General features: G+C 69.1%; 18 protein-coding genes. 10 read left to right on the plus strand and 8 right to left on the minus strand.

Annotation, left to right across the window (positions count from 1 at the left end):
- Window positions 1-108 precede the first annotated feature (108 nt).
- Window positions 109-390, minus strand: coding sequence for a hypothetical protein (locus C1H66_RS09010; protein WP_102627554.1), 282 nt, complete (start codon window positions 388-390; stop codon window positions 109-111).
- Between the two features lie 228 nt (window positions 391-618).
- Here C1H66_RS09010 and C1H66_RS09015 point away from each other — a divergent pair, with 228 nt between their 5' ends.
- Window positions 619-1,101: an FKBP-type peptidyl-prolyl cis-trans isomerase gene (locus C1H66_RS09015; RefSeq protein WP_102627555.1), complete on the plus strand. Its 483-nt coding sequence runs from the start codon at window positions 619-621 to the stop codon at window positions 1,099-1,101.
- Window positions 1,102-1,177: 76 nt separating this feature from the next.
- Here the strand turns inward: C1H66_RS09015 and C1H66_RS09020 are convergent, their stop codons facing one another.
- On the minus strand, window positions 1,178-1,804 hold the full coding sequence (locus C1H66_RS09020; protein WP_102627556.1) for a CDP-alcohol phosphatidyltransferase family protein: 627 nt from the start codon (window positions 1,802-1,804) through the stop codon (window positions 1,178-1,180).
- A 1-nt stretch (window position 1,805) separates the two neighbouring features.
- The gene (locus C1H66_RS09025) at window positions 1,806-4,019 is read right to left on the minus strand and encodes an FAD-dependent oxidoreductase (protein WP_102627557.1); all 2,214 of its coding nucleotides are present in this window, start codon (window positions 4,017-4,019) and stop codon (window positions 1,806-1,808) included.
- A gap of 162 nt (window positions 4,020-4,181) precedes the next feature.
- Between C1H66_RS09025 and msrA the strand changes: the two genes are divergently transcribed.
- Window positions 4,182-4,823 (plus strand): peptide-methionine (S)-S-oxide reductase MsrA, encoded by a 642-nt coding sequence (gene msrA / locus C1H66_RS09030; RefSeq protein ID WP_102627558.1) that lies wholly within the window; start codon window positions 4,182-4,184, stop codon window positions 4,821-4,823.
- Here the strand turns inward: msrA and C1H66_RS09035 are convergent.
- Window positions 4,794-5,996, minus strand: a complete 1,203-nt coding sequence (locus tag C1H66_RS09035; protein WP_102627559.1) for an MFS transporter — start codon at window positions 5,994-5,996, stop codon at window positions 4,794-4,796. The genes msrA and C1H66_RS09035 overlap by 30 nt on opposite strands.
- An 87-nt stretch (window positions 5,997-6,083) precedes the next feature.
- On the opposite strand from C1H66_RS09035, the gene C1H66_RS09040 reads away from it, so the two are divergent.
- Window positions 6,084-6,971, plus strand: a complete 888-nt coding sequence (locus tag C1H66_RS09040) for a LysR family transcriptional regulator (protein WP_102627560.1) — start codon at window positions 6,084-6,086, stop codon at window positions 6,969-6,971.
- Between the two features lie 9 nt (window positions 6,972-6,980).
- On the opposite strand, the gene C1H66_RS09045 is transcribed toward C1H66_RS09040, so the two are convergent.
- Window positions 6,981-7,577: a C40 family peptidase gene (locus C1H66_RS09045; protein ID WP_102627561.1), complete on the minus strand. Its 597-nt coding sequence runs from the start codon at window positions 7,575-7,577 to the stop codon at window positions 6,981-6,983.
- Between the two features lie 306 nt (window positions 7,578-7,883).
- Window positions 7,884-10,349 (minus strand): YbeU/YbeR family protein, encoded by a 2,466-nt coding sequence (locus C1H66_RS09050; RefSeq protein ID WP_102627562.1) that lies wholly within the window; start codon window positions 10,347-10,349, stop codon window positions 7,884-7,886.
- 229 nt (window positions 10,350-10,578) lie between these two features.
- Between C1H66_RS09050 and C1H66_RS09055 the strand changes: the two genes are divergently transcribed.
- The 3 genes from C1H66_RS09055 to C1H66_RS09065 all read left to right on the plus strand — a co-directional run bounded on the left by C1H66_RS09055 (window position 10,579) and on the right by C1H66_RS09065 (window position 14,114).
- On the plus strand, window positions 10,579-12,015 hold the full coding sequence (locus C1H66_RS09055; RefSeq protein WP_102627563.1) for an NAD-dependent succinate-semialdehyde dehydrogenase: 1,437 nt from the start codon (window positions 10,579-10,581) through the stop codon (window positions 12,013-12,015).
- A 33-nt stretch (window positions 12,016-12,048) separates the two neighbouring features.
- Entirely contained in the window at window positions 12,049-13,347 is a 1,299-nt protein-coding gene (gene gabT / locus C1H66_RS09060; RefSeq protein ID WP_102627564.1) for a 4-aminobutyrate--2-oxoglutarate transaminase, read from the plus strand.
- A gap of 146 nt (window positions 13,348-13,493) precedes the next feature.
- Window positions 13,494-14,114, plus strand: a complete 621-nt coding sequence (locus C1H66_RS09065; RefSeq protein ID WP_102627565.1) for a hypothetical protein — start codon at window positions 13,494-13,496, stop codon at window positions 14,112-14,114.
- 64 nt (window positions 14,115-14,178) lie between these two features.
- On the opposite strand, the gene C1H66_RS09070 is transcribed toward C1H66_RS09065, so the two are convergent.
- Both C1H66_RS09070 and C1H66_RS09075 read right to left on the minus strand, forming a co-directional pair.
- Window positions 14,179-14,421 (minus strand): GlsB/YeaQ/YmgE family stress response membrane protein, encoded by a 243-nt coding sequence (locus tag C1H66_RS09070; RefSeq protein ID WP_102627566.1) that lies wholly within the window; start codon window positions 14,419-14,421, stop codon window positions 14,179-14,181.
- A 79-nt stretch (window positions 14,422-14,500) separates the two neighbouring features.
- A complete protein-coding gene (locus tag C1H66_RS09075) occupies window positions 14,501-15,055 on the minus strand; it encodes a DUF924 family protein (RefSeq protein WP_102627567.1) in 555 nt (184 codons plus the stop codon).
- Window positions 15,056-15,179: 124 nt separating this feature from the next.
- Here C1H66_RS09075 and C1H66_RS09080 point away from each other — a divergent pair, with 124 nt between their 5' ends.
- From C1H66_RS09080 to C1H66_RS09095, 4 genes are all read left to right on the plus strand, one after another.
- The gene (locus C1H66_RS09080) at window positions 15,180-15,368 is read left to right on the plus strand and encodes a hypothetical protein (RefSeq protein WP_102627568.1); all 189 of its coding nucleotides are present in this window, start codon (window positions 15,180-15,182) and stop codon (window positions 15,366-15,368) included.
- A gap of 182 nt (window positions 15,369-15,550) precedes the next feature.
- The gene (locus tag C1H66_RS09085; RefSeq protein WP_102627569.1) at window positions 15,551-17,149 is read left to right on the plus strand and encodes a solute:sodium symporter family transporter; all 1,599 of its coding nucleotides are present in this window, start codon (window positions 15,551-15,553) and stop codon (window positions 17,147-17,149) included.
- Between the two features lie 125 nt (window positions 17,150-17,274).
- Complete coding sequence (locus C1H66_RS09090; protein ID WP_102627570.1) at window positions 17,275-18,453, plus strand: MFS transporter; 1,179 nt, start codon at window positions 17,275-17,277, stop codon at window positions 18,451-18,453.
- Between the two features lie 26 nt (window positions 18,454-18,479).
- Window positions 18,480-19,871 (plus strand): YcjX family GTP-binding protein, encoded by a 1,392-nt coding sequence (locus C1H66_RS09095; protein WP_102627571.1) that lies wholly within the window; start codon window positions 18,480-18,482, stop codon window positions 19,869-19,871.
- The last annotated feature ends 90 nt before the right edge of the window (window positions 19,872-19,961 follow it).

Here is a 19,961-nt window from a genome sequence, read left to right on the forward strand (position 1 = left end):
GCCTCCCGGCGCTCGAGGCACGCCACCCCACACCAACAGAGGGCCCGCGGAAGTCATCCGCGGGCCCTCTGCCTGGCGCGAGGGTCGGGGCACCGGGCCCCGCCCTGCTTACATATCGACCTTGTTCATGGCCCAGCCGGCCAGCTTCCTGCCAATCAGCACCAGCAGCGCGATGATGATCGCGGTCAGCAGCATGTCCACCGGGCGCACCAGGGTGGTGGCACCCAGTACCGCCAGGGCCAGGCTCCATACCAGACGATTGTCGCCATGGGTCTTCATTACCGCCGGAAGCAACCTGTCGAGGCCGGGGCTGACGCTGGACTCCCAGCGGCTATAGCAGAGGAACAGGATGGCGGCGAAGGCGATCAGCCAGATCATGGCAATGGTCATGGGCTCTCTCCGGAAGATGGTGTATGCGGTGGGGAAATGGGTGTCACGCAAGGGTATCCCTGCCCACTGGGGCACGCAACCGTTCGAGAGTCCTCCCGCCGCCGAACCGGGTGGCGTGAATGTGTCTCAGGATCGACGCGGGCATCCTGAAATTCGCCCATCCCCCTGACAGCCCCCCGACCAGCGCGTTACCATGTTGGCTACATGCACTCACCGAAAGGTTCATCAATGCAGATTGCGCAAAATTCCGTTGTCGCGTTCCACTACACCCTGACCAACGACGCAGGTGAAGTGCTGGACAGCTCGGAAGGCCGCGAGCCGCTGACTTACCTCCACGGCGCCGGCAACATCATTCCGGGCCTCGAGAAGGAGCTCGAGGGCCGCGCCGCCGGCGACAAGCTCACCGCCACCGTGCAGCCCGCGGAAGGTTACGGCGAGCAGCAGCCGCAGCTGGTGCAGGAAGTGCCGCGTGACGCCTTTCAGGGGGTAGAAAGCGTCGAGCCCGGCATGCAGTTCCAGGCCCAGACCCAGGGCGGCCCGCTGATGGTCACCGTGACCAAGGTGGAAGGCGATACCGTCACCGTCGACGGCAACCATCCGCTGGCCGGCCAGATCCTGAACTTCGACGTCGAGATCGCCGAGGTTCGCGAGGCCAGCCAGGAAGAGATCGAGCACGGCCACGTGCATGGCGCCGGCGGCGTCGAGCACTGAGATCCGTGCCGGGTTCGATCGCGAAGGGGTAGCCACCGGCTGCCCCTTCGTCGTTTCCGGGTCCCATCGTCCGTATTCAGGGAGAAGCCGCGAGGGCCCGCAGGGTGTGATACCCGCCCCAGAGCCGGGTGGCGGTGGTGACCAGGCAGGCCGCGGCGAACAGTATCGCCAGCAGCGCGAAATGCGCGGGCCAGAGGCAGAACGCCACGAAGGCGAGGATCGTCTCGGTCCCCTCGGTCAGGCCATGCAGGTAGTAGAAGGCCTTCTGCCGGAAACGGGGCCGCGTGAGGCCATGACGGGTGGCCATGATGGCGAAGGCCAGAAACGAGGTGCCGGTACCAATGAAGGCGAACAGCAGGAAGGCCGCCGCCAGGGCATTGGCCGCCGGGTCGGCCAGCGCGAAGCCGAGCACCACGGCAGCATAGAAGACGAAGTCCAGGCCGATATCGAGGAACCCCCCGGCATCGCTGGATCGCCCCGCCAGCCTGGCCAGGGCGCCGTCGAGGCCGTCGCCCAGCCGATTGATCAGGATGACCGCCAGCGCCGGCAGATACCACTCCAGCGCCAGCAGCGGCACGGCCAGCATCCCGACCACAAAGGCCCCCGCCGTCACCTGGTCGGGGCGCGCCCCTCGGGCCAGCAGCCACCTGGCCAGCCAGGTCAGCGGCGCCTGGGTCAACGGCATCGTCCAGCGATCCAGCATTTCAACTCCCTCTCATGCTCTCGTCGACTGTCTTCATTGCCGCCAACCGAGTCGAGCCGCGCCGCCAGGCAAAGTAGCGCGCCAGCCAGCCCAGCAGCCGTTCCGGCTTGTGGGCGTTCTTCCAGACGCCGGCCGTGGCCTTGACCGCCTCACTGCGGGTCGGATAGGAGTGGATGGTCCCCAGCAGCTTGTTGAGCCCGATGCCGTGGGTCATGGCCAGGGTGAACTCGGCCAGCATCTCCCCTGCGCCCTGACCGACGATGGTCGCCCCCAGGATCTTGTCCTTGCCAGGCACCGTCAGCACCTTGACGAAGCCATCGGTCTCGCCCTCGGCGATGGCCCGGTCCAGCTCGCGCAGATCATAGCGCGTGACCTCGACTTCGACGCCCCTGTCCCGTGCCTCGCGCTCGCTGAGCCCCACCCGCGCCACTTCCGGGTCGGTGAAGGTCACCGCCGGGAGCGCGCGATAGCTGACCCGGAAGCGCTTGAGCTCACCGAACAGGGCATTGACGGTGGCATGCCAGGCCTGATGGGCGCTGGCATGGGTGAGCTGGAAGGGACCCGCCACGTCGCCGCAGGCCCAGACATTGGGCAGCACGCTCTGCAGGCTCTCGTCCACGGCCAGGGTGCCGTCCCCACGTGTTTCCACGCCGAGCGCCTCGAGTCCCATCCCCTCGACGTTGGCCTGGCGCCCCACGGCGACCAGCAGGTGCGAGAAGCCCAGCCGCTCGATGACGGCCTCGCCATCGTCGCCCGGGCGCTCGACCTCCAGCGCATGGCCGCCGTCCACCGGCACCACGCGTCGCGCCCGGGTGGCGAGATGCACCCCGACCCCCTCTCCGCCGAGCCGGGTCTCGACCTCGGCCGCCACGTCCCGGTCCTCGCGGGGCAGCAGTTGGTCCCCCATCTCCACCAGTGCGACCCGGCTCCCCAGGCGGGCGAAACTCTGCCCCAGCTCGCAACCGATGGGGCCCCCGCCCAGCACCACCAGCCGTTCGGGCAGGGCCTCGAGCCGCCAGAGATTATCCGAGGTCAGCACCTCGATCGCCTCGAGGCCCGGCAGGTCGGGCACCCGAGGCCGCGCCCCGCTGGCGATGATCACGTGGCGTGCGGTCAGCACCCGCTCGCCCTGGCCCGTCGAGACCTTCACCCGCCAGGGGTCCTCGAGGCGGGCGTCGCCGGCCATCACGTCAACGCCCAGCCCTTCGTAGCGCTCACGGCTATCGTGGGGCTCGACCTCGCGGATGGCGCGGTGCACGTGCCCCATCACCGCGGCAAAGTCGATCTCCGGTTCACCGGCCTGCACGCCGTAGCGCGACGCCCCACGTATCTCGCTGGCGGCACGCGCGGCGTGGATCAGCGCCTTGGACGGCACGCAGCCGGTATTGAGGCAGTCGCCGCCCAGGCGGTCGCGCTCCACCAGCGCGACCTTGGCCTTGACGGCGGCGGCGATATAGCTGGCCACCAGCCCCGCCGATCCGCCGCCGATCACCACGATGTCATGGTCGAAGGCGGTGGGCCGGTCATAGCGCCGCGCCAGCCGACGGCGCTTGGCCACCGCCACACCGGCCCGGGCCAGCCAGGGGAAGAGCCCGATCAGGACGAAGGAGCCGATCAGCCCCGGGGACAGGATGCCCGAGAGCGACTCGAGATTGCCGAGTTCGCGGCCCGCATTCACGTACACCGCCGTGCCGGGCAGCATGCCGACCTGGCTGACCCAGTAGAAGGTCCACAGGCGCATGCGGGTCAGGCCCAGCACCAGGTTGATCACGAAGAAGGGGAACAGCGGGATCAGCCGCAGGGTGAAGAGATAGAAGGCCCCCTCGCGCGCGATGCCGGCATTGATGCGCTCCAACTGGGGGGCGAAGCGCCGCTCCAGCGGTGCCCGTACCAGGGTGCGGGCGATCAGGGCCGCCAGGGTCGCGCCCAGGGTGCTGGCGAAGGAGATGATCAGCAAGCCCCAGCCGAAGCCGAACAGCGCGCCTCCCAGCAGCGTGAGCAGGGTCGCCCCCGGCAGCGAGACGGCGGCCATGACCACGTAGATCAGGAAGAAGCCGCCGACGACCGTCAGTGGCTCCGCGGCCAGCCAGTCCCGGAAGCGGGACTGCTCGGCCTGAAGATTCTGCAGGGTCAAGGCCTCGTCGGCCCCGCTGAGAAAATAGGCCGCGACGATCATGGCGATCAGGGCCGCGAGCAACAGGCGACGTCGGGTCACGGGAAGGCTCCTGGTGAGAATGGGCTCGTGGGACGGGTTCGCCCTTGTGTCGCCGCCACTCGCACTACCTTACAGCAAGGGTAGAATTCAACAGGGGTTGTACGGAACCCCTGGCGTACGACAACCTCCAATCTACCACCCCCGTCCATCGGAGCCACCCCCATGCCGGTTCTCACTACTCCCCGCTGGCTCGCCCTGCTCACCCTCCCGCTCGGGCTCGGCCTGACCGGAACGGCCCTCGCCGAAGAGCAGACCGCCACCGCCGTCTTTGCCGGCGGCTGCTTCTGGTGTGTCGAGGAAGCCTTCGATCCGGTCGAGGGTGTGCTCTCGACCACCTCCGGCTTCAGCGGCGGCCATGTGGAGAATCCCACCTACAACCAGGTGGTCGCCGGTGGTACCGGCCATACCGAGGTCGTCGAAGTGGAGTACGATCCCGAAGTGGTCGACTACGAGGCGCTGCTGCACGTCTTCTGGCGCAACATCGACCCCTTCGCCGTGGACCGCCAGTTCTGCGATGCGGGAGCCTCCTACCGCAGCGCGGTCTTCCCCATGAACGACGAGGAGCGGGCCCTGGCCGAGGCCAGCCGGGAGGCCCTGGCCGACCGATTCGGTCGCGAGATCGCCACCGAGATCAATGACTTCGAGGCCTTCTACCCGGCCGAGGAGTATCACCAGGACTACTACCGCAAGAACCCGGTACGCTACCGTTTCTACAAGGCCGCCTGTCGCCGCGAGGAGCGCCTCGACGAGATCTGGGGCGAAGAGGCGGGAGGCTTAGGCGGCGACCTGTCGCTCGCTCGCTGAGCGCTCATGCCGCCATAACCAGCCGGCGATGCCCAGCGTCACCGTCAGCACCAGCCAGGAGCCCAGGGCCACGCCCTCCCAGGCGGCGAACCGCCAGAAGGGCTCCAGCCACAGGCCACCGAGGCTTGCACCGCCGTAGTAGAACACCAGGTAAAGGGCCGAGGCACTGCCGCGGGCCCGTTCGGCATGGCGCCCCACCCAGCTCGAGGTCATGGAGTGGGCCAGGAAGAAGCCGAAGGCGTTGAGGGTCAGCCCCAGGACGATCGGCCAGAGCGAGTCGACCAGGGTCACCAGGGTACCGGTCATCAGGATCAGGATGCCGGCCATCATGCAGGCCGGCTGCGACAGCGAGCGGGCCAGCCGGCCGGAGAGCGTCGACCCCAGGGTGCCGCCCAGGTAGGTGAGAAAGATCAGACCCAGCAGGCTCGCTCCCAGCCCGAAGGGCGCCTCGGCCAGGCGGAAGGTGATGTAGCTGTACTGGTTGATGAAGATCAGGAAGTTGAGCCCGCCGAGCAGGTAGGCCGACAGCAGCAGCGGATTACGCAGGTGGCCCGCCAGGTCGGCCAGGGCGCCGCGCAGTTCGAAGGGGCGCGGAGTGAAGGCCCGGGCCTGCGGCAGCAGCTTCCAGAACAGCGCCACGCCTGCCAGCGTCATGGCGCCCACCACCAGGAAGCTGGCCGGGGCACCACCCACCTCGGCCACGGCCCCGCCGACGACCCGGCCGCTGATGCCCCCCAGGGTGTTGCCGCCGATGTAGAGGCCCACCGCCGAAAGCAGCGCCGGGCGCTCGAACTCGTCGCCCATCCAGGCGATCGCCACCGCCGGCAGCCCGCCCAGCACGAACCCCTGCAGGGCCCGCAGCAGCAGCAGGCTCTCGAAGTTCGGTGCCAGCGCCAGGGCCAGCGAGAGCGCCCCCGCCGCCAGCAGCGTCAGGCGCATGATGCCGGCACGGCCGATGGCATCCGACAGCGGGCCGAAGACCAGCAGCGAGGCGGCCAGCGCCAGGGTCGCGACCGACATCACCAGGCCCGCCATCAGGGTAGAGATCCCGTAGGTCGCACGCAGCTCCGGCAGCAGCGGCTGTGGCGCGTAGAGGTTGATGAAGACGAGGAAGGAACCCAGGCACAGGGCCAGGGTGGCGCGCCACCAGGCGCGGGAATGCACTTCGATCATGTTGCCCTCCTGCTTGGCAAGGCATGATCGCTCGCGCACAATGATAAGCCAAACAGAATATCAAGATAGGAGCCATCTGATTATCTTATGAGCCTACCCTTCGACCTGCGCGCCCTGCGGGTCTTCCTCAGCGTCGCCGACCGGGGCGGCTTCAGCGCCGCGGCCCGGGAGCTGCACGTCGCCCAGTCGGCGGTGAGCCAGACCATCGCCAACCTGGAGAAGCGCCTGGAGCTGACGCTCTTCCAGCGTCACGAGCGGCGCATCGGCCTGACGCCGGAAGGAGAACACCTGCGCCTGCATGCCCGGCAACTGCTCGAGCGGGCCGAAGCCACCCACCTGGCCATGCGCGAGTTGCATGGCCTGGTCAAGGGCGAGCTGCGCATCGGCATTCCCTCGATGCTCGGCTCCTACTACTTCCCGCCCCTGCTGATGGGCTTCAAGGCCCGCCACCCCGGCATTCGCCTGACCGTGGTCGAGGCCGGCGCCCGCCGCCTGCAGCGCATGATCGCCGACGGCGAGCTGGATCTCGGGGTGGTGATCGACGACGCGGCGAGCCATCACCTGGAGCGGCGGCGGCTGGTACGGGAGGAGATGGTGGTCTGCGTGCCGCGGGAGCACCCCTTCACCGGGCGCGCGGGGGTCACCGCCGAGGCATTCTTCCGCGAGCCGCTTGTGCTGTTCCAGGACGGCTACTTCCATCGCGAGTTCGTCGACGCCCTGTCGCGCCAGACGGGTCTCACGGCAGACGTCGCCTTCCAGTCGAACCTGATCCCGCTGACCAAGGCGATCGTCCGCCAGGGCTTCGGCATCACCACCTTCCTGCGCCGGGTGGTGGACGAGCCGGAGCTGGCCGCCGTCTCGTTCGACCCCCCGGCCTGGCTCGACCTGTCACTGGCCTGGGCACGGGGCGCCTACCTGTCACGCGCCGAGCAGGCCTTCGTCGACTTCGTGCTGGGTCATCGCGACGCCCTGTGAACCCGGCGCTCAGCCCTCGCCGGAGGCGGCGACCCGCTGCGCCAGCTGGGTGGGTTCGAGCGCCCGCCGGGCCTGCCAGTAGTGGCGGCGCCAGTAGTCGCTTTCGAGCCTCGACAGCTTGACGCCCTGGGAGGTGGAGGCGTGCAGGAAGTAACCGTCGCCGACGTAGATGCCGACATGGTCATAGGCCCCCGGCGGGCGGAAGAAGACCAGGTCCCCGGCCTGCAACTCGTCACGCGCGATGGGCGTGCCCTGGTGCACCTGCTCTCCCGTGGAGCGCGGCAGTTCCAGGCGGAAGGTGTCGTTGAAGACGTGCTGGACCAGCGCCGAACAGTCGATGCCGCGCTGGGTGGTGCCACCCAGGCGGTAGGGGGTGCCCACCCAGCGTTCGTGCTGGGCCAGCAGCGCCTGGCGCACCAGTGCCGGCGGCGGAGCGTGCAGGCTGCGCACCTGGCGAACGGGGTTGTCCACCGGGGACATCATCGGATCCCAGCCCCCGGGCAAGCCCGGCAACTGGCGGGCGAAGTAGTCGTCGGGGGCCTTGGAGGCGCCCTCTCGAGGGGCGGCGGCACAGCCGGCCAGCAGGGCCAGCGACACGATAACCATCAGGGCACGACACGATCGCGTGACGACCATCCTGCGACGACCTCATTCCCTGAGCCGCACCCGTCCCGGGCAGCACTTCGCAGGCTGCATCTCGGACCACCGGGTTGTCGCTGTGGCAGTGACGCCTGACACCCTCGTCGGTATCACTGCCAGAGCGGCCTGACTGCGGCTCGCTGAGTGGCTGGGGCTCCCGAAAACAGGAGCCGTATCATCAAACCCGTTGACTATAAACCACTCTTCCGGCCGATGGCGAGTCCCATGTGACGACGACAGGCCTTCCGGCACGCGAGAGGTCCCGGCCCCCGGTCAGTGGAGCGTTCGGGTATCTCCCGGCAGCGTATCGATGTGCAACGGCGCCCAATGGCGAGGCCGGGCACCGGGGAAGTCGAGGCTCGCCCAGGGCCCGGCCAGCGGCGGCGCCCCGGACAGCCAGGCCACCAGCGCCTGGCGGAAACTGGCCAGGAAACTCTCGCGCTCCGGCGTCTCGCCCATGAAGAAGGAGAACCCGGCATACAGGCCCCGGGCGTACTCCTCCCAGCCGGCGTAGTGAGCCGCGGCGAGGGCATGGGCACTCTCGAGGACACGGGTGAAGGCCGTCTCATCGAGCCACCCCAGTTGGCGACCGGCGATGGCCAGGTCGACGGTCTGGGCGATGTCCCAGGCCGCCATGTCGGTGTCGTTGCAACCGTCCTCGTTGTCGCGTACCCGCCGCAGCCGCAGCAGGTGGCTGGCCTCCTCCTCGCTGCACTCGCCGGACTCCAGGGTGGCGATCTCCGAGCCCAGGCGGGCATCGTTGAGGGTGTAGGGGGCGTAGTTGATCTGATACTCCTGGCGGTCGCCGGCCTCGAGCAGGAAGTCGAGGAACTCGGTGAGTTCGGTGGCCGCATGCAGGCCGTAGTGGCCGTCGATCCAGTCGCGGATCGAGGCACACTCGCGCTCGCTCTCCGGCTGCGGCAGGCTCCAGGCGGCGCTGTTGAGCGGCCCGACCAGCGCCATGGCGGTGAAGTGCGGCAGGCTGGGCCGGCGGCCCGGCTCCTGCCACTCGCCGGGACACCAGTCGAGCCAGTGGAAGAGACTGCCGGGATCCTCGAGGTGCCAGCGAATCTCGGCGGACAAGGGCGGCTGCTCCTCCTCGGGCAGCAGCGACTCCCAGCTTGCCCAGGCTTCCAGCAGCCGGCGTGCATCGGGATAGAAGCGGCACAGCGAACCGCGCAGCGCCTCGGCCAGCACCTCGAGGCCGGCCGCATCGAAGGCCTCACTGTCCATGGCCATCTGCAGGTAGAAGGCGTACTTCTCGGCCATGTGGACGGTGGCCGAGTGCCGGCTGGCCGTACGCAGGCCATCGCGCTGGGCGAGATCGCCCCCCGCCGGATGGCCGAAGGGGGTCTCGACGGCAGGCAGGGCCCCATGCGCGGCATCGGCGGCCAGTTGGTTGAGGTGGTGGGCCTGGGCCGGCAGCCAGTAGCGAGCGAGGGCCTCGACGCCTTCGTCGGCATGCAGGTCGAGGGTATCACGCAGGTACTCGCGGGCATCGTCACGCCGCGCCGGGAGCACCGGTGCCACCGGCCCCTGGCGCACGGCGAGCTCGGGCTCGCGCACCGAGGCCAGGGCCAGCACCCAGTGACGCGGCGTGCGGCGCCAGTCGTGCAGGGCGCGGCGAGAGCGCTCGAGAAGCGACGACTCGATCAGGCCCTGCAACGCCGGGTGCCAGGGACTCACCGGTGACTGCAGCAGCAGCTTCCAGTCGGCCTCGAGCGCGGGCAGCAGGTCGCGGCCTTCGAACAGGCTGCGCCCCCGCTGGTACGCCCGGGCCACGGCCGCCCAGTCGCTGTAGCGATGCAATATCAGGTCGGCTCCGTGCAGGGCGAAATCCGTCGCCTCCCGATCGTCGAGCCAGCCCAGGCAGGCACCGGCCCAGGCCAGGTCGATCAGCCGCAGCCAGTCCCAGGCGGCCCACTCCAGGGGCTCGCCATGGCCGACGAAGGCCAGCAGTACGCGTCCGTAGGCGTGCTCGCTACCACTCAACCGCTCCAGCCAGTCATGCCGAGCGGCGATGTCGAGCGCCAGCAGACGACTGGCCTCCAGGTCCCAGCCCTGGCGGTCGCCCTGCCCGGCCAGCCACAGCAGGGCGCGCAGCAGGTCGTCACGCCCCTGGATCTGCCAGGCCTCCTCCAGCCAGGCCTCCAGGCCTGCCCAGTCGGCAGGCCCCGCCGGCCACTCGACCACCGGCGAGAAGCCGGCCCGCAGGCGCCAGACCTGCTCTTCCGGGGCCTCCGGCCACAGCGCCAGGTGCCGGTCGTGGATCGCCAGCCACTCGCCGAGCCGCTCCCAGGTGATACCGTCGCCCTCGTGCTCGAGCACCGCCAGCGCCTCGCAGGCATCGCTGAAGCCGTCGTCGCCGCGCACCCAGCCCTCGGCACCGCGCACACGGCGCAGCGCCTCGAGCCAGACGTCGAGGCTGGAATAGTGGGCGCTGATCTCGCCGGCGAGCCGCTGGGCCCAGTCCCGTGCCCGCGGCTGCGAGAGCCAGCCGGCGCCGCCGGCGAGGGCCACCAGCTCGAGGCCGGCCAGCATCCGGGCCGGGTCGACGGCGGCACCGCCGCCCCCTATCGTCTCGACCAGACGCCAGCCGAGCTCGCCACGATCGGACACGCCCAGGACCGCCAGACGAGCTACCGCGGCCGCGGCGTCCACCGCCAGCGGGTCCGGATCGAAGGCCCAGTCACACAGCACCAGCTGCTGGGCCCACCAGGCATTCAGGGTATCGACCAAGGCTCACCTCGACTCCAAGAAAGACGGCCGGCACGCTCGGGCGTACCGGGAATTCGGCGCCCTAGTGTAGCGGAAAGCCACGCCCGCGCCGATGGTCGGAGATCAGGAAATCGTCCCGTGTCGCCCATATCCCGTCTCGCCGGGATGCGAACGAGGAAGGGCTTGGCGAAGCGTTTTAAATAATGCACACTCGTCCAACATGATGACCACCGCCCCGCAGGAGGCGCACATGACCGAACTGATCGTCGACAAGGCCTATATCGCCGGGCAGTGGCGCGACGCCGAACGCCGCTTCGCCGTCACCAACCCCGCCAGCGGCGAGACCCTCGCCGAGGTCCCGGATCTCGATGGCGATGCCGCCCGCGAGGCGGTCGCCGCCGCCGAGGCCGCCTGGCCGGCCTGGCGGCGCCGGACCGCCAAGGAGCGCGCCGCCCTGCTGCGCGCCTGGTTCGAGGCCATCATGGCCAACCAGGAGGCGCTGGCCCGCCTGATGACCCTGGAACAGGGCAAGCCGCTGGCGGAGTCCCGCGGCGAGGTGGCCTACGGCGCCTCCTTCGTCGAGTACTACGCCGAGGAGGCCAAGCGTGTGGCCGGCGAGACCCTGCCGAGCCATGGCGCCGACAAGCGTATCCTGGTCTTTCGCGAGCCGATCGGCGTGGTGGCCGCCATCACCCCCTGGAACTTCCCGCTGGCGATGATCACGCGCAAGTGCGCGCCGGCGCTGGCCGCCGGCTGCCCGGTGGTGATCAAGCCCGCCGAGGCGACCCCGCTCACCGCCCTCGCCCTGGCCAGGCTCGCCGAGCAGGCGGGCTTCCCCGCCGGGGTGCTCAACGTGGTGACCGCCGCGAAGCCCGCGGAGATCGGCGAGGTGCTGACCAGCGACCCGCGGGTGCGCAAGATCTCCTTCACCGGCTCCACCCCGGTGGGCAAGAAACTGCTCGCCCAGTGCGCCGGCACGGTCAAGAAGGCCTCCATGGAGCTCGGCGGCAATGCCCCCTTCATCGTCTTCGACGACGCCGACCTGGACGCCGCCGTGGAGGGCGCGGTGGCCTCCAAGTACCGCAACTCCGGCCAGACCTGCGTCTGCACCAACCGCCTGCTGGTCCAGGCCGGCGTCTACGACGCCTTCCTGGAGAAACTGACCCGTCGCGTCGCCGAGCTGAAGGTCGGCAACGGCCTGGACGACGGCGTGATGCAGGGGCCGCTGATCAACCAGGCTGCCGTGGACAAGGTGCAGTCGCACATCGCCGACGCCCTGGCCAAGGGCGGCCGCCTGGTCTGCGGCGGCGAGCCCCACTCGCTGGGCGGCACCTTCTTCCAGCCCACCGTGATCGCCGATGTCACCGACGAGATGCGCGTGGCCACGGAAGAGACCTTCGGGCCGCTCGCGCCGGTGTTCCGCTTCGACACTGTCGACGAGGCGATCGCCATGGCCAACGCCACCGAATTCGGCCTGGCGGCCTACTTCTATGCCCGCGACTACCGCCGTATCTGGCATGTCATGGAGGGCCTGGAGTATGGCATGGTGGCGGTCAACGAGGGGATCCTCTCCACCGAGCTGGCCCCCTTCGGCGGCGTCAAGGAGTCGGGACTGGGACGCGAAGGGTCGCGCCACGGTCTGGATGAGTACACTGAACTAAAATACGTCTGTGTCGGCGGACTCTGATCGGTCGCCAATCCCTTTTTTCAAGGAGGCATCATGAACAACGCTCAGCTCAACGAACTCAAGCAGCGCTACGTGGCCAACGGGGCCGCGAGCCCGGCCACCCAGTTTGCCGACCGCGCCGAGAATGCGCTGCTCTGGGACGCCGACGGCAATCGCATCATCGACTTCGCCGGCGGCATCGGCGTGCTCAACATCGGCCACCGCCACCCCAAGGTGGTCGAGGCGGTCAAGGCCCAGCTCGACAAGGTCATGCACACCTGCCAGACGGTGATGCCCTATGAGGGCTACGTGAAGGTGGCCGAGAAGCTCAGCCAGATCACCCCGGTGCGCGGCCATGCCAAGGTGATGCTGGCCAACTCCGGTGCCGAGGCGCTGGAGAATGCGGTCAAGATCGCCCGTGCGGCCACCGGCAAGAACAACGTGATCTGCTTCGACGGTGGCTACCACGGCCGCACCTTCATGACCATGGCCATGAACGGCAAGGTCGCGCCCTACGCCACCGACTTCGGCAGCATGCCGGGCAACGTCTTCCGGGCGCCCTACCCGGTGCCCTATCACGGGGTCAGCGAGGACGAGGCGCTGCGCGGCCTGAAGATGGCCCTCAAGACCGACGCCAACCCCCGCGACACCGCGGCCATCGTGCTCGAGCCGGTACTCGGCGAGGGCGGCTTCTACCCGGCGCCGGCCAGCTTCCTCAAGGCGATCCGCGAGATCTGCGACGAGCACGGCATGCTGATGATCGTCGACGAGGTGCAGTCCGGCTTCGGGCGTACCGGCAAGATGTTCGCCATCGAGCACAGCGGCGTCGAGCCCGACATCATCACCATGGCCAAGAGCATGGCCGACGGCATGCCGATCTCGGCGGTGGTCGGTACCGACAAGCACATGGACGCCTCCGGCCCCAACTCCCTGGGCGGCACCTACACCGGCAGCCCGGTCTCCTGTGCGGCGACCCTGGCGGTCCTCGAGGTGTTCGAACAGGAGGGCATCCTGGAGAAGAGCCAGGCGCTGGGCGACAAGCTCGCCAAGCGCTTCGCCCAGTGGCAGCAGACGTTCGACTGCGTCGACAACGGCCGCAACATGGGGGCCATGGCGGCCATCGACCTGGTCGCCGACAAGGCCACGCACACCCCGGACGCCGACCTGGCCGGCGCGCTGTGCAAGAAGGCCCGCGAGAAGGGGCTGATCCTGCTCTCCTGCGGCCTGTACGGCAACACCATCCGCTTCCTGATGCCGGTCACCATCGAGGACGAGATCCTCGAGGAAGGCCTCGCCATCGTCGAGGAGTCCCTCAAGGAGCTGGTCGGCAGCCAAACCGCCGCCACCGCCTGACCGGACCACCCGGCACCGACGGCGCTTGACCCCGAACCGCCCGGCTGGCAACAGCCGGGCGGTTCGTCGTCTGACGAGCGTTGACCCGGCCACGGGCCTTGACCCACTATCCCGAGGGTTGCCTCGGCCGCCGACAGGAAGCCCCGATGTTCCGCACCCTTGCCATGCTGCGCTCGCTGCAGAGCGCCCATCACACCCTGGAGGACGCCCGGACCACCATTCAGCAGGCCTGCGACTATCGCTGGTTGAAGGACGAGCTGCCGCACGGCGTGATCACGGCTACGGATATCACGCTGCCCGACGGCACCCCCGGCCTGGCCATCACCCTGGCCTATCCGGCCACCCCCGAGCGACGCCGCGGCGGCCGGTGGCCCGACGAGCCCGCCGAACGGGAGCGCTGCCGCGTCGAGGGGGCGCACGCCTGCCGGGCCGCCGGCGCCCCTGCCTACCGCACCCTCGAGGGCCTCTCCCAGGGCCTGGTGCATGGCGCCGTCTCGGTGCTCACCGAGGCGGCCCGCTTCCGGTTTCTGCTCGACCGGCAGGCCCTGCGGCTGACCTGGCGGCGGGTCGAAGGCCTCGAGCCCACCCTCGCCCGGCGGCTCGGCCGCCGCCTCGCCCACGGCAAGACAAACGGCGGGGGCGACGGCATCTTCCTGCTCGAGATCAAGGTACCCGGTCGCGCCGAGGAGGCCTCCCTCGACGGAGCCTGGCTCGACCGGAGGGTCGATCGCTATCGACGCATCCGGCCCGCGCCGGCGGGCCGGTAAGGGGCCACAACGACCTCGCCCGGCCGTTTTCGGCCGGGCGAGGTCACTTGCCCTGCCGCGAGGCTCAGGCCTGCCGGATCTTCGCGATCACCCACAACAGCACCACGGCGCCGACGACGGCGGTAACCAGCGAGCCGATGAAGCCGCCGGCCTGCAACCCCAGCAGGCTGAACAGGAAGCCACCGATCACGGCCCCCACCACACCGACGCCGATATTGCCGAGGATGCCGAAACCGCCCCCCCGCATGATATGGCCGGCGATCCAGCCGGCCAGACCACCGATGATCAGCCAGGCAATCAGTCCCATGTCGCTCTCCTTACATAGCATGTGGTCGGGATGGTCCCGATGGTGCCCCAGCCGGGGCCGGGAAGAAAGGCTCCCCGGCTCAGAAGGATGACCCCGGCTGCTCGAGGAAGGCCAGTTCCTCGGGGGTCGACTCGCGCCCGAGGATGGCGTTGCGGTGCGGGTAGCGGCCGAAGCGCTCGATGACCTCACGATGGCGTCGCTCGAAGCGCAGGTTCTCCTCGAGCCCCGGCTGGTCGAACAGGCCCAGCGCCTCGTCATGGATCGACAACGATTCGCTGTGCATGAACGGCATGTAGAGGAAGGCCCGCCAGGGCACCTCGAGATGGCGATCGATGCGGTTGGCCACCGCCTCCTGGGCGAGCACCAGGGCGACGGGGTCGCGGGCGAAGGCGGACGGGGTGTCGCGATGGATGTTGCGCGAGAACTGGTCGAGCACGATCACCTCGGCCAGTCGGCCACGCGCCGAGAGCCGCCACTGCCATAGCTCACCTCGGCCGGCGGCCTCGAGCAGCGGCCCGAAGCGCTCGCGGATGGTCGTGTCCAGGGCGGGATCCTTGTGGAACCACTGGGCCGGCTCGAGCCCGTGGAACCAGAAGTCGATCACCGCCTCCACCCCCGGCAGCCTTGTGTCCATGCCATTCTCCCTGTCATCCACGCTTGCCACCTCGCTCGGGCGGCCTGCGAGCGCCCTGCCGCTCCTGATAGCATCAGCCTAGCATGAACACCGCCGCGAGCCCGCGGACCGTCGAGGAACAGCCATGTCGCTACAGCTTTACCTGGAAATCGCCAGCTACGCCTTCAACCTGATCGGCCTGGTGGTGTGCCTCGCCGGCCTGACCCTGGCGCAGCGGACCCGCCATCGCTGGCCCGGCTACCTGTTCGCCGTGGGTGGCTTCTTGATCGCCGCCTTTCCGGTGCTCTACCAGATGCTCGCGGCGACGGCCTGAAAAACGGCCCTCCGAGCATTCGGAAAGTAATATCACCTGAAATAGACGCCACGACTACTACCAAAGCCTAATAGATGAATCGATTATCCTCTCTAGAATCCCTTGCTTCCATGTAAATTTACCGATTTTTCGCGGCACACCTCGGGTGCCGACCACCCACGACAACCGCAAGGTTCTCCCCTATGCATGCCCTGACCCTGGCGTCCTTCCTGTTCTTCACCGGGCTGGTCGCACTGATCACCTGGCGCCTCACCCGCCGCGACGACCACGAGAGCACCAGCGGCTACTTCCTCGCCGGTCGCACCCTGACCTTCCCGCTGATCGCCGGCTCGTTGCTGATGACCAATCTGTCCACCGAGCAGATGGTGGGGCTCAACGGTGCCGCCTTCAGCGACGGCCTCTCCGTGATGGCCTGGGAGGTGGTGGCGGTCATCGCCCTGGTGGCACTGGCGCTGTTCTTCCTGCCGCGTTTCCTGAGAAGCGGTATCGCCACCCTGCCGCAGCTGCTGGCGATCCGCTTCGACGCAGGGACCCAATTGATCACCAACGTGATCTTCCTGATCGCCTATGCGGTGATCCTGCTGCCGATCATCCTCTACTCCGGCGCCATGGGGCTGCAGGGCATGCTCGACCTGCAGGGATTGACCGGCATCCAGTCGCCCACCGTCCTGCTGTGGCTGACGGTGTGGATCGTCGGCATCATCGGCGCCATCTACGCCCTGTTCGGTGGCCTGCGCACCGTTGCCGTGTCCGACACCCTCAACGGTGTCGGGCTGCTGGTCGGTGGCTTCGTGATCGTCTACTTCGGCCTGCAGGCGGTCAGCGCCGACGGCGGCCTCCTGGAGGGCTGGAGCATCCTCAAGGAGAGCGATCCGGACAAGCTCAACTCGATCGGCGGCCCCGAGCAGCAGGTGCCGTTCTTCACCCTGTTCACCGGCGTGTTCCTGATCAACCTGTTCTACTGGACCACCAACCAGCAGATCATCCAGCGTACCTTCGCCGCCAGGACCCTCGCCGAGGGCCAGAAGGGCGTGCTGCTCACCGGCTTCTTCAAGCTGCTCGGCCCGCTCTATCTGGTGCTGCCCGGGATCATCGCCTACCACCTCTACGCCGACCAGGGCGTACGCGCCGACGAGGCCTATGGCCACCTGGTGTTCAATGTCCTGCCTCCCTACCTCACCGGCTTCTTCGCCGCGGTGATGGTCGGCGCCATCCTGTCGTCGTTCAACTCGGCACTCAACAGCACCACCACCATCTTCAGCCTCGGCATCTACAAGGGCGTGCTCAAGAAGGATGCCAGCGACGAACAGGTGGTCAGGGCGGGCAAGGTGTTCGGCTGGATCATGGCCATCGTCACCATGACCATCGCCCCGCTGCTGGCCGGCCAGGAGAGCCTGTTCGGCTACCTGCAGAAGATGAACGCCATCTACTTCATCCCGATCCTGGCGGTCGTGATCGTCGGTCTCTTGACCAAGCGGGTACCGCCCATGGCGGCCAAGGTCGCGCTGGTCGGCGGCTGCCTGCTGATCGCCGCCGGCTACTTCGTGCCGCCCTTCGACAAGCTGCCGCTGATCATCCACGAGTTCCACTTCGTGGCCGGCGTCTTCGTGCTGCTGGTGGCCGTCATGCTGCTCATCGGCAGGCTGCGCCCGCGGGACACCGACTGGGTCCACGAGTACAGCGGCGATGTCGACCTGACGCCCTGGAAGGGCGCGGTGCCCGCCGGCATCGTGCTGGTGGTGCTGGTGGTCATCATCTACGCCGCCTTCGCCGGCACCTGACACCGCTCTCGCGGACGCCTCGATGCCCCGCCCCGTGCGGGGCATCGTCGTTTTCACGGGACGCTGACATGTCCCCTCCAGAGCCGCACAGGCTATAGTGCAGCCATCGAAAGGAGACTCACCCCATGCCACTGACCGTCACCCTGCTGTCGCTGTGCCAGGCCCTGCTGGTCAGCGGCAATATCCTGTTGATCGCCGTCTCACCGCTGATCGGCGCCGGCCTCGCGCCGGCCCCGGTCTGGTCCACCGCGCCGGTGGCCACCCAGTGGCTGGGCCTGATGTGCGCGACCATTCCCGCCTCGCTGATCATGGCCCGGCTGGGGCGCAGGCGCGGCTTCATCCTCGGCAACCTGACGGGGCTCGGTGGCGTGGCGGTGGCCGCCCAGGCGTTGATCGGTGAGTCATTCGGCCTGTTCATGCTCGGCACCTGGCTGATCGGCATCGGCATCGGCTTCGGCCAGCTCTACCGCTTCGCCGCCGTGGAGGCCGCCCCCCTGGCCCTGCGCGACCGCGCCATCGGCCTGGTGATGGGCGGTGGCGTGCTGGCCGCCTTCTTCGGCCCCTGGCTGGCCCGGGTCAGCCGCGAACTCGCCGATACGCCCTTCCTCGGCAGCTTCCTGGGGCTCGGCGTGCTCTACCTGGTCGCCCTGGTCATCCTGCTGCTGACCCGCCTGCCGCCGCCCGAGGCCACCCACGGCCAAGGGCAGCCGCGCCCCCTCGGCGAGATCGTGCGCCAGCCGGTGTTCCTCCTCGCCGTGGTCTCGGCCCTGATCGGCTACGGCGTGATGAACCTGGCGATGACCGCCACTCCACTGGCCATGGCCGGGGCGGGGTTCCACTTCGACCATGTCGCCACCACCATCCAGTGGCATGTGCTGGCGATGTTCCTGCCCTCCTTCGTGACCGGCCACCTCACGGCCCGCTTCGGGCCTCAGCGGATGATCGCCACCGGCTGCCTGCTGCTCGCGGCGTGCGGCCTGGTGGCCCAGGTCGAGGCCGGCGTGGCCGGCTTCCACACCGCCCTGATCCTGCTCGGCCTGGGCTGGAACTTCACCTTCCTGCCGGCCACCGGCCTGCTCACCGAGACCTACCGCCCGGCCGAGAAGGCGCGCACCCAGGCCACCAACGAATTCCTGGTCTTCACCACCGTGGCCCTCACCGCCCTGCTCGCCGGCCCCCTGGTGAATCTGCTCGGCTGGTCGCTGCTCAATGCCCTGCTGGTACCGCCGGCGCTGTTGCCGATCGCCCTGCTGATCTGGCAACGGCTTGCCAGACGCGGCCAACGCCCTCACATTAGCGGCTGATCCTGCTGCGAAGGGAACCGTTGCCGATGCGCCAGCCCCTGGCTCGCGAACTCCATGACCTGCTCGAGCGCGGCCGTGACCGCCAGCTTCGCCTGGCGGTCACCGGCCTGTCGCGCTCGGGCAAGACCGCCTTTCTGACCTCGTTGGTCAACCAGCTCCGCCACGCCGGCCTGGAGGCGCGCCTCGACCTGCTGCCGGTGGCCCGCGAGGGTCGCCTGCTCGGCGCCCGCCGGGTCAACCAGCAAGACCTGGGCGTGCCGCGCTTTCCCTACGACCAGGCCATGGCCGCCCTCGACGCCACCCCGCCGCACTGGCCGGAGCCGACCCGCGGCATCAGCGAATTGCGCCTGACGATCCGCTACCGTCCGACCAGGCGCGGCCTGCTCGGCGGGGAGACCCGGGAGCTGGCCCTGGACCTGTTCGACTACCCCGGCGAGTGGCTGCTCGACCTGCCGCTGCTCGAGCACGACTACCCCAGCTGGAGCCTGGCCCAGCAGCCGGCACGCGGCCATGAGCGCGCCGCCCTGTTCACCGACTGGCTCGCGGCGGCGGCCGAACTGGACCCCGCCGCCGCCGCCGACGAGGGGCAGCTCGCCGAGCTCGCCGAGCGTTACGCCGAGGGCCTGAGGGCCGCCCGGGAGGCCGGCTTCGCCGACCTGCAGCCGGGGCGTTTCCTGCTGCCCGGGGAGCTCGCCGGCGCGCCGGTGCTGCAGTTCTTTCCCCTGCCGGGCATCGAGGGCGCCGAGCGCGCCGCGCTGGACAGGCTGCCGCCCGAGAGCAACTACGCCACCCTGGCCAAGCGCTTCCGCCACTACCAGCAGCACATCGTACGCCCCTTCTATCGCGATCATTTCCGCCGCTTCGACCGCCAGATCGTGCTGGTGGACCTGCTCGGCGCCCTGAATGCCGGCCCGGAGCGCTTCGAGGACCTCTCCCGGGCGCTGGCCAACCTGATGCAGAGCTTCGACTACGGCAAGCGCAGCCTGCTGTCGCGGCTGTTCGCCCCGCGCATCGACCGCCTGGCCATCGCCGCCACCAAGGCCGATCACGTCACCCCCGAGCAGCACGGCCGCCTGGTCGCCCTGCTCGAGGCCCTGCTGGCCGAGCCGCTCAAGGACCTGCGCTTCGCCGACGTGCCGGTCCGCGCCCTGTCGCTGGCGGCGATCCGCGCCACCGAGAGCCGCGAGGTGAGCCATCAGGGGCGACGCTCGCCGGCGCTGCGCGGTACCGACCTCTCCGGCGAGGAGCAGCTGCTGTTTCCCGGCGAGGTGCCGGACCGGCTGCCCGATGCCGCCTTCTGGGCCCGCCAGGGCTTCGACTTCCCCGCCTTCCGTCCGGCTCCCCGGGAGGGCGGCGCCCTGCTCCATATCCGCATGGATGCCGCCCTGGACTGGCTGATCGGAGACAAGCTGCAATGAGCGACACCCGCGACCCGGATCCGCGCCCGAGACAACGCTTCCGCCTCGAGGAACCCCCCGCCGGTGAGGCGGAGCACCCCGACCCGCGGC

This window comes from Halomonas heilongjiangensis, assembly GCF_002879645.1.
GTDB lineage: Bacteria > Pseudomonadota > Gammaproteobacteria > Pseudomonadales > Halomonadaceae > Halomonas > Halomonas heilongjiangensis.

What these genes read in the sequence shown, in the direction of transcription:
- C1H66_RS09095 (WP_102627571.1), top strand. Translation starts at nt 18,480, where the DNA reads ATGCGCCAGCCCCTGGCTCGCGAACTCCATGACCTGCTCGAGCGCGGC.
- C1H66_RS09040 (WP_102627560.1), top strand. Translation starts at nt 6,084, where the DNA reads ATGAGCCTACCCTTCGACCTGCGCGCCCTGCGGGTCTTCCTCAGCGTC.
- C1H66_RS09090 (WP_102627570.1), top strand. Translation starts at nt 17,275, where the DNA reads ATGCCACTGACCGTCACCCTGCTGTCGCTGTGCCAGGCCCTGCTGGTC.
- C1H66_RS09015 (WP_102627555.1), top strand. Translation starts at nt 619, where the DNA reads ATGCAGATTGCGCAAAATTCCGTTGTCGCGTTCCACTACACCCTGACC.
- C1H66_RS09085 (WP_102627569.1), top strand. Translation starts at nt 15,551, where the DNA reads ATGCATGCCCTGACCCTGGCGTCCTTCCTGTTCTTCACCGGGCTGGTC.
- gabT (WP_102627564.1), top strand. Translation starts at nt 12,049, where the DNA reads ATGAACAACGCTCAGCTCAACGAACTCAAGCAGCGCTACGTGGCCAAC.
- C1H66_RS09080 (WP_102627568.1), top strand. Translation starts at nt 15,180, where the DNA reads ATGTCGCTACAGCTTTACCTGGAAATCGCCAGCTACGCCTTCAACCTG.
- C1H66_RS09075 (WP_102627567.1), bottom strand. Translation starts at nt 15,055, where the DNA reads ATGGACACAAGGCTGCCGGGGGTGGAGGCGGTGATCGACTTCTGGTTC.
- msrA (WP_102627558.1), top strand. Translation starts at nt 4,182, where the DNA reads ATGCCGGTTCTCACTACTCCCCGCTGGCTCGCCCTGCTCACCCTCCCG.
- C1H66_RS09045 (WP_102627561.1), bottom strand. Translation starts at nt 7,577, where the DNA reads ATGGTTATCGTGTCGCTGGCCCTGCTGGCCGGCTGTGCCGCCGCCCCT.
- C1H66_RS09035 (WP_102627559.1), bottom strand. Translation starts at nt 5,996, where the DNA reads ATGATCGAAGTGCATTCCCGCGCCTGGTGGCGCGCCACCCTGGCCCTG.
- C1H66_RS09065 (WP_102627565.1), top strand. Translation starts at nt 13,494, where the DNA reads ATGTTCCGCACCCTTGCCATGCTGCGCTCGCTGCAGAGCGCCCATCAC.
- C1H66_RS09020 (WP_102627556.1), bottom strand. Translation starts at nt 1,804, where the DNA reads ATGCTGGATCGCTGGACGATGCCGTTGACCCAGGCGCCGCTGACCTGG.
- C1H66_RS09055 (WP_102627563.1), top strand. Translation starts at nt 10,579, where the DNA reads ATGACCGAACTGATCGTCGACAAGGCCTATATCGCCGGGCAGTGGCGC.
- C1H66_RS09010 (WP_102627554.1), bottom strand. Translation starts at nt 390, where the DNA reads ATGACCATTGCCATGATCTGGCTGATCGCCTTCGCCGCCATCCTGTTC.
- C1H66_RS09070 (WP_102627566.1), bottom strand. Translation starts at nt 14,421, where the DNA reads ATGGGACTGATTGCCTGGCTGATCATCGGTGGTCTGGCCGGCTGGATC.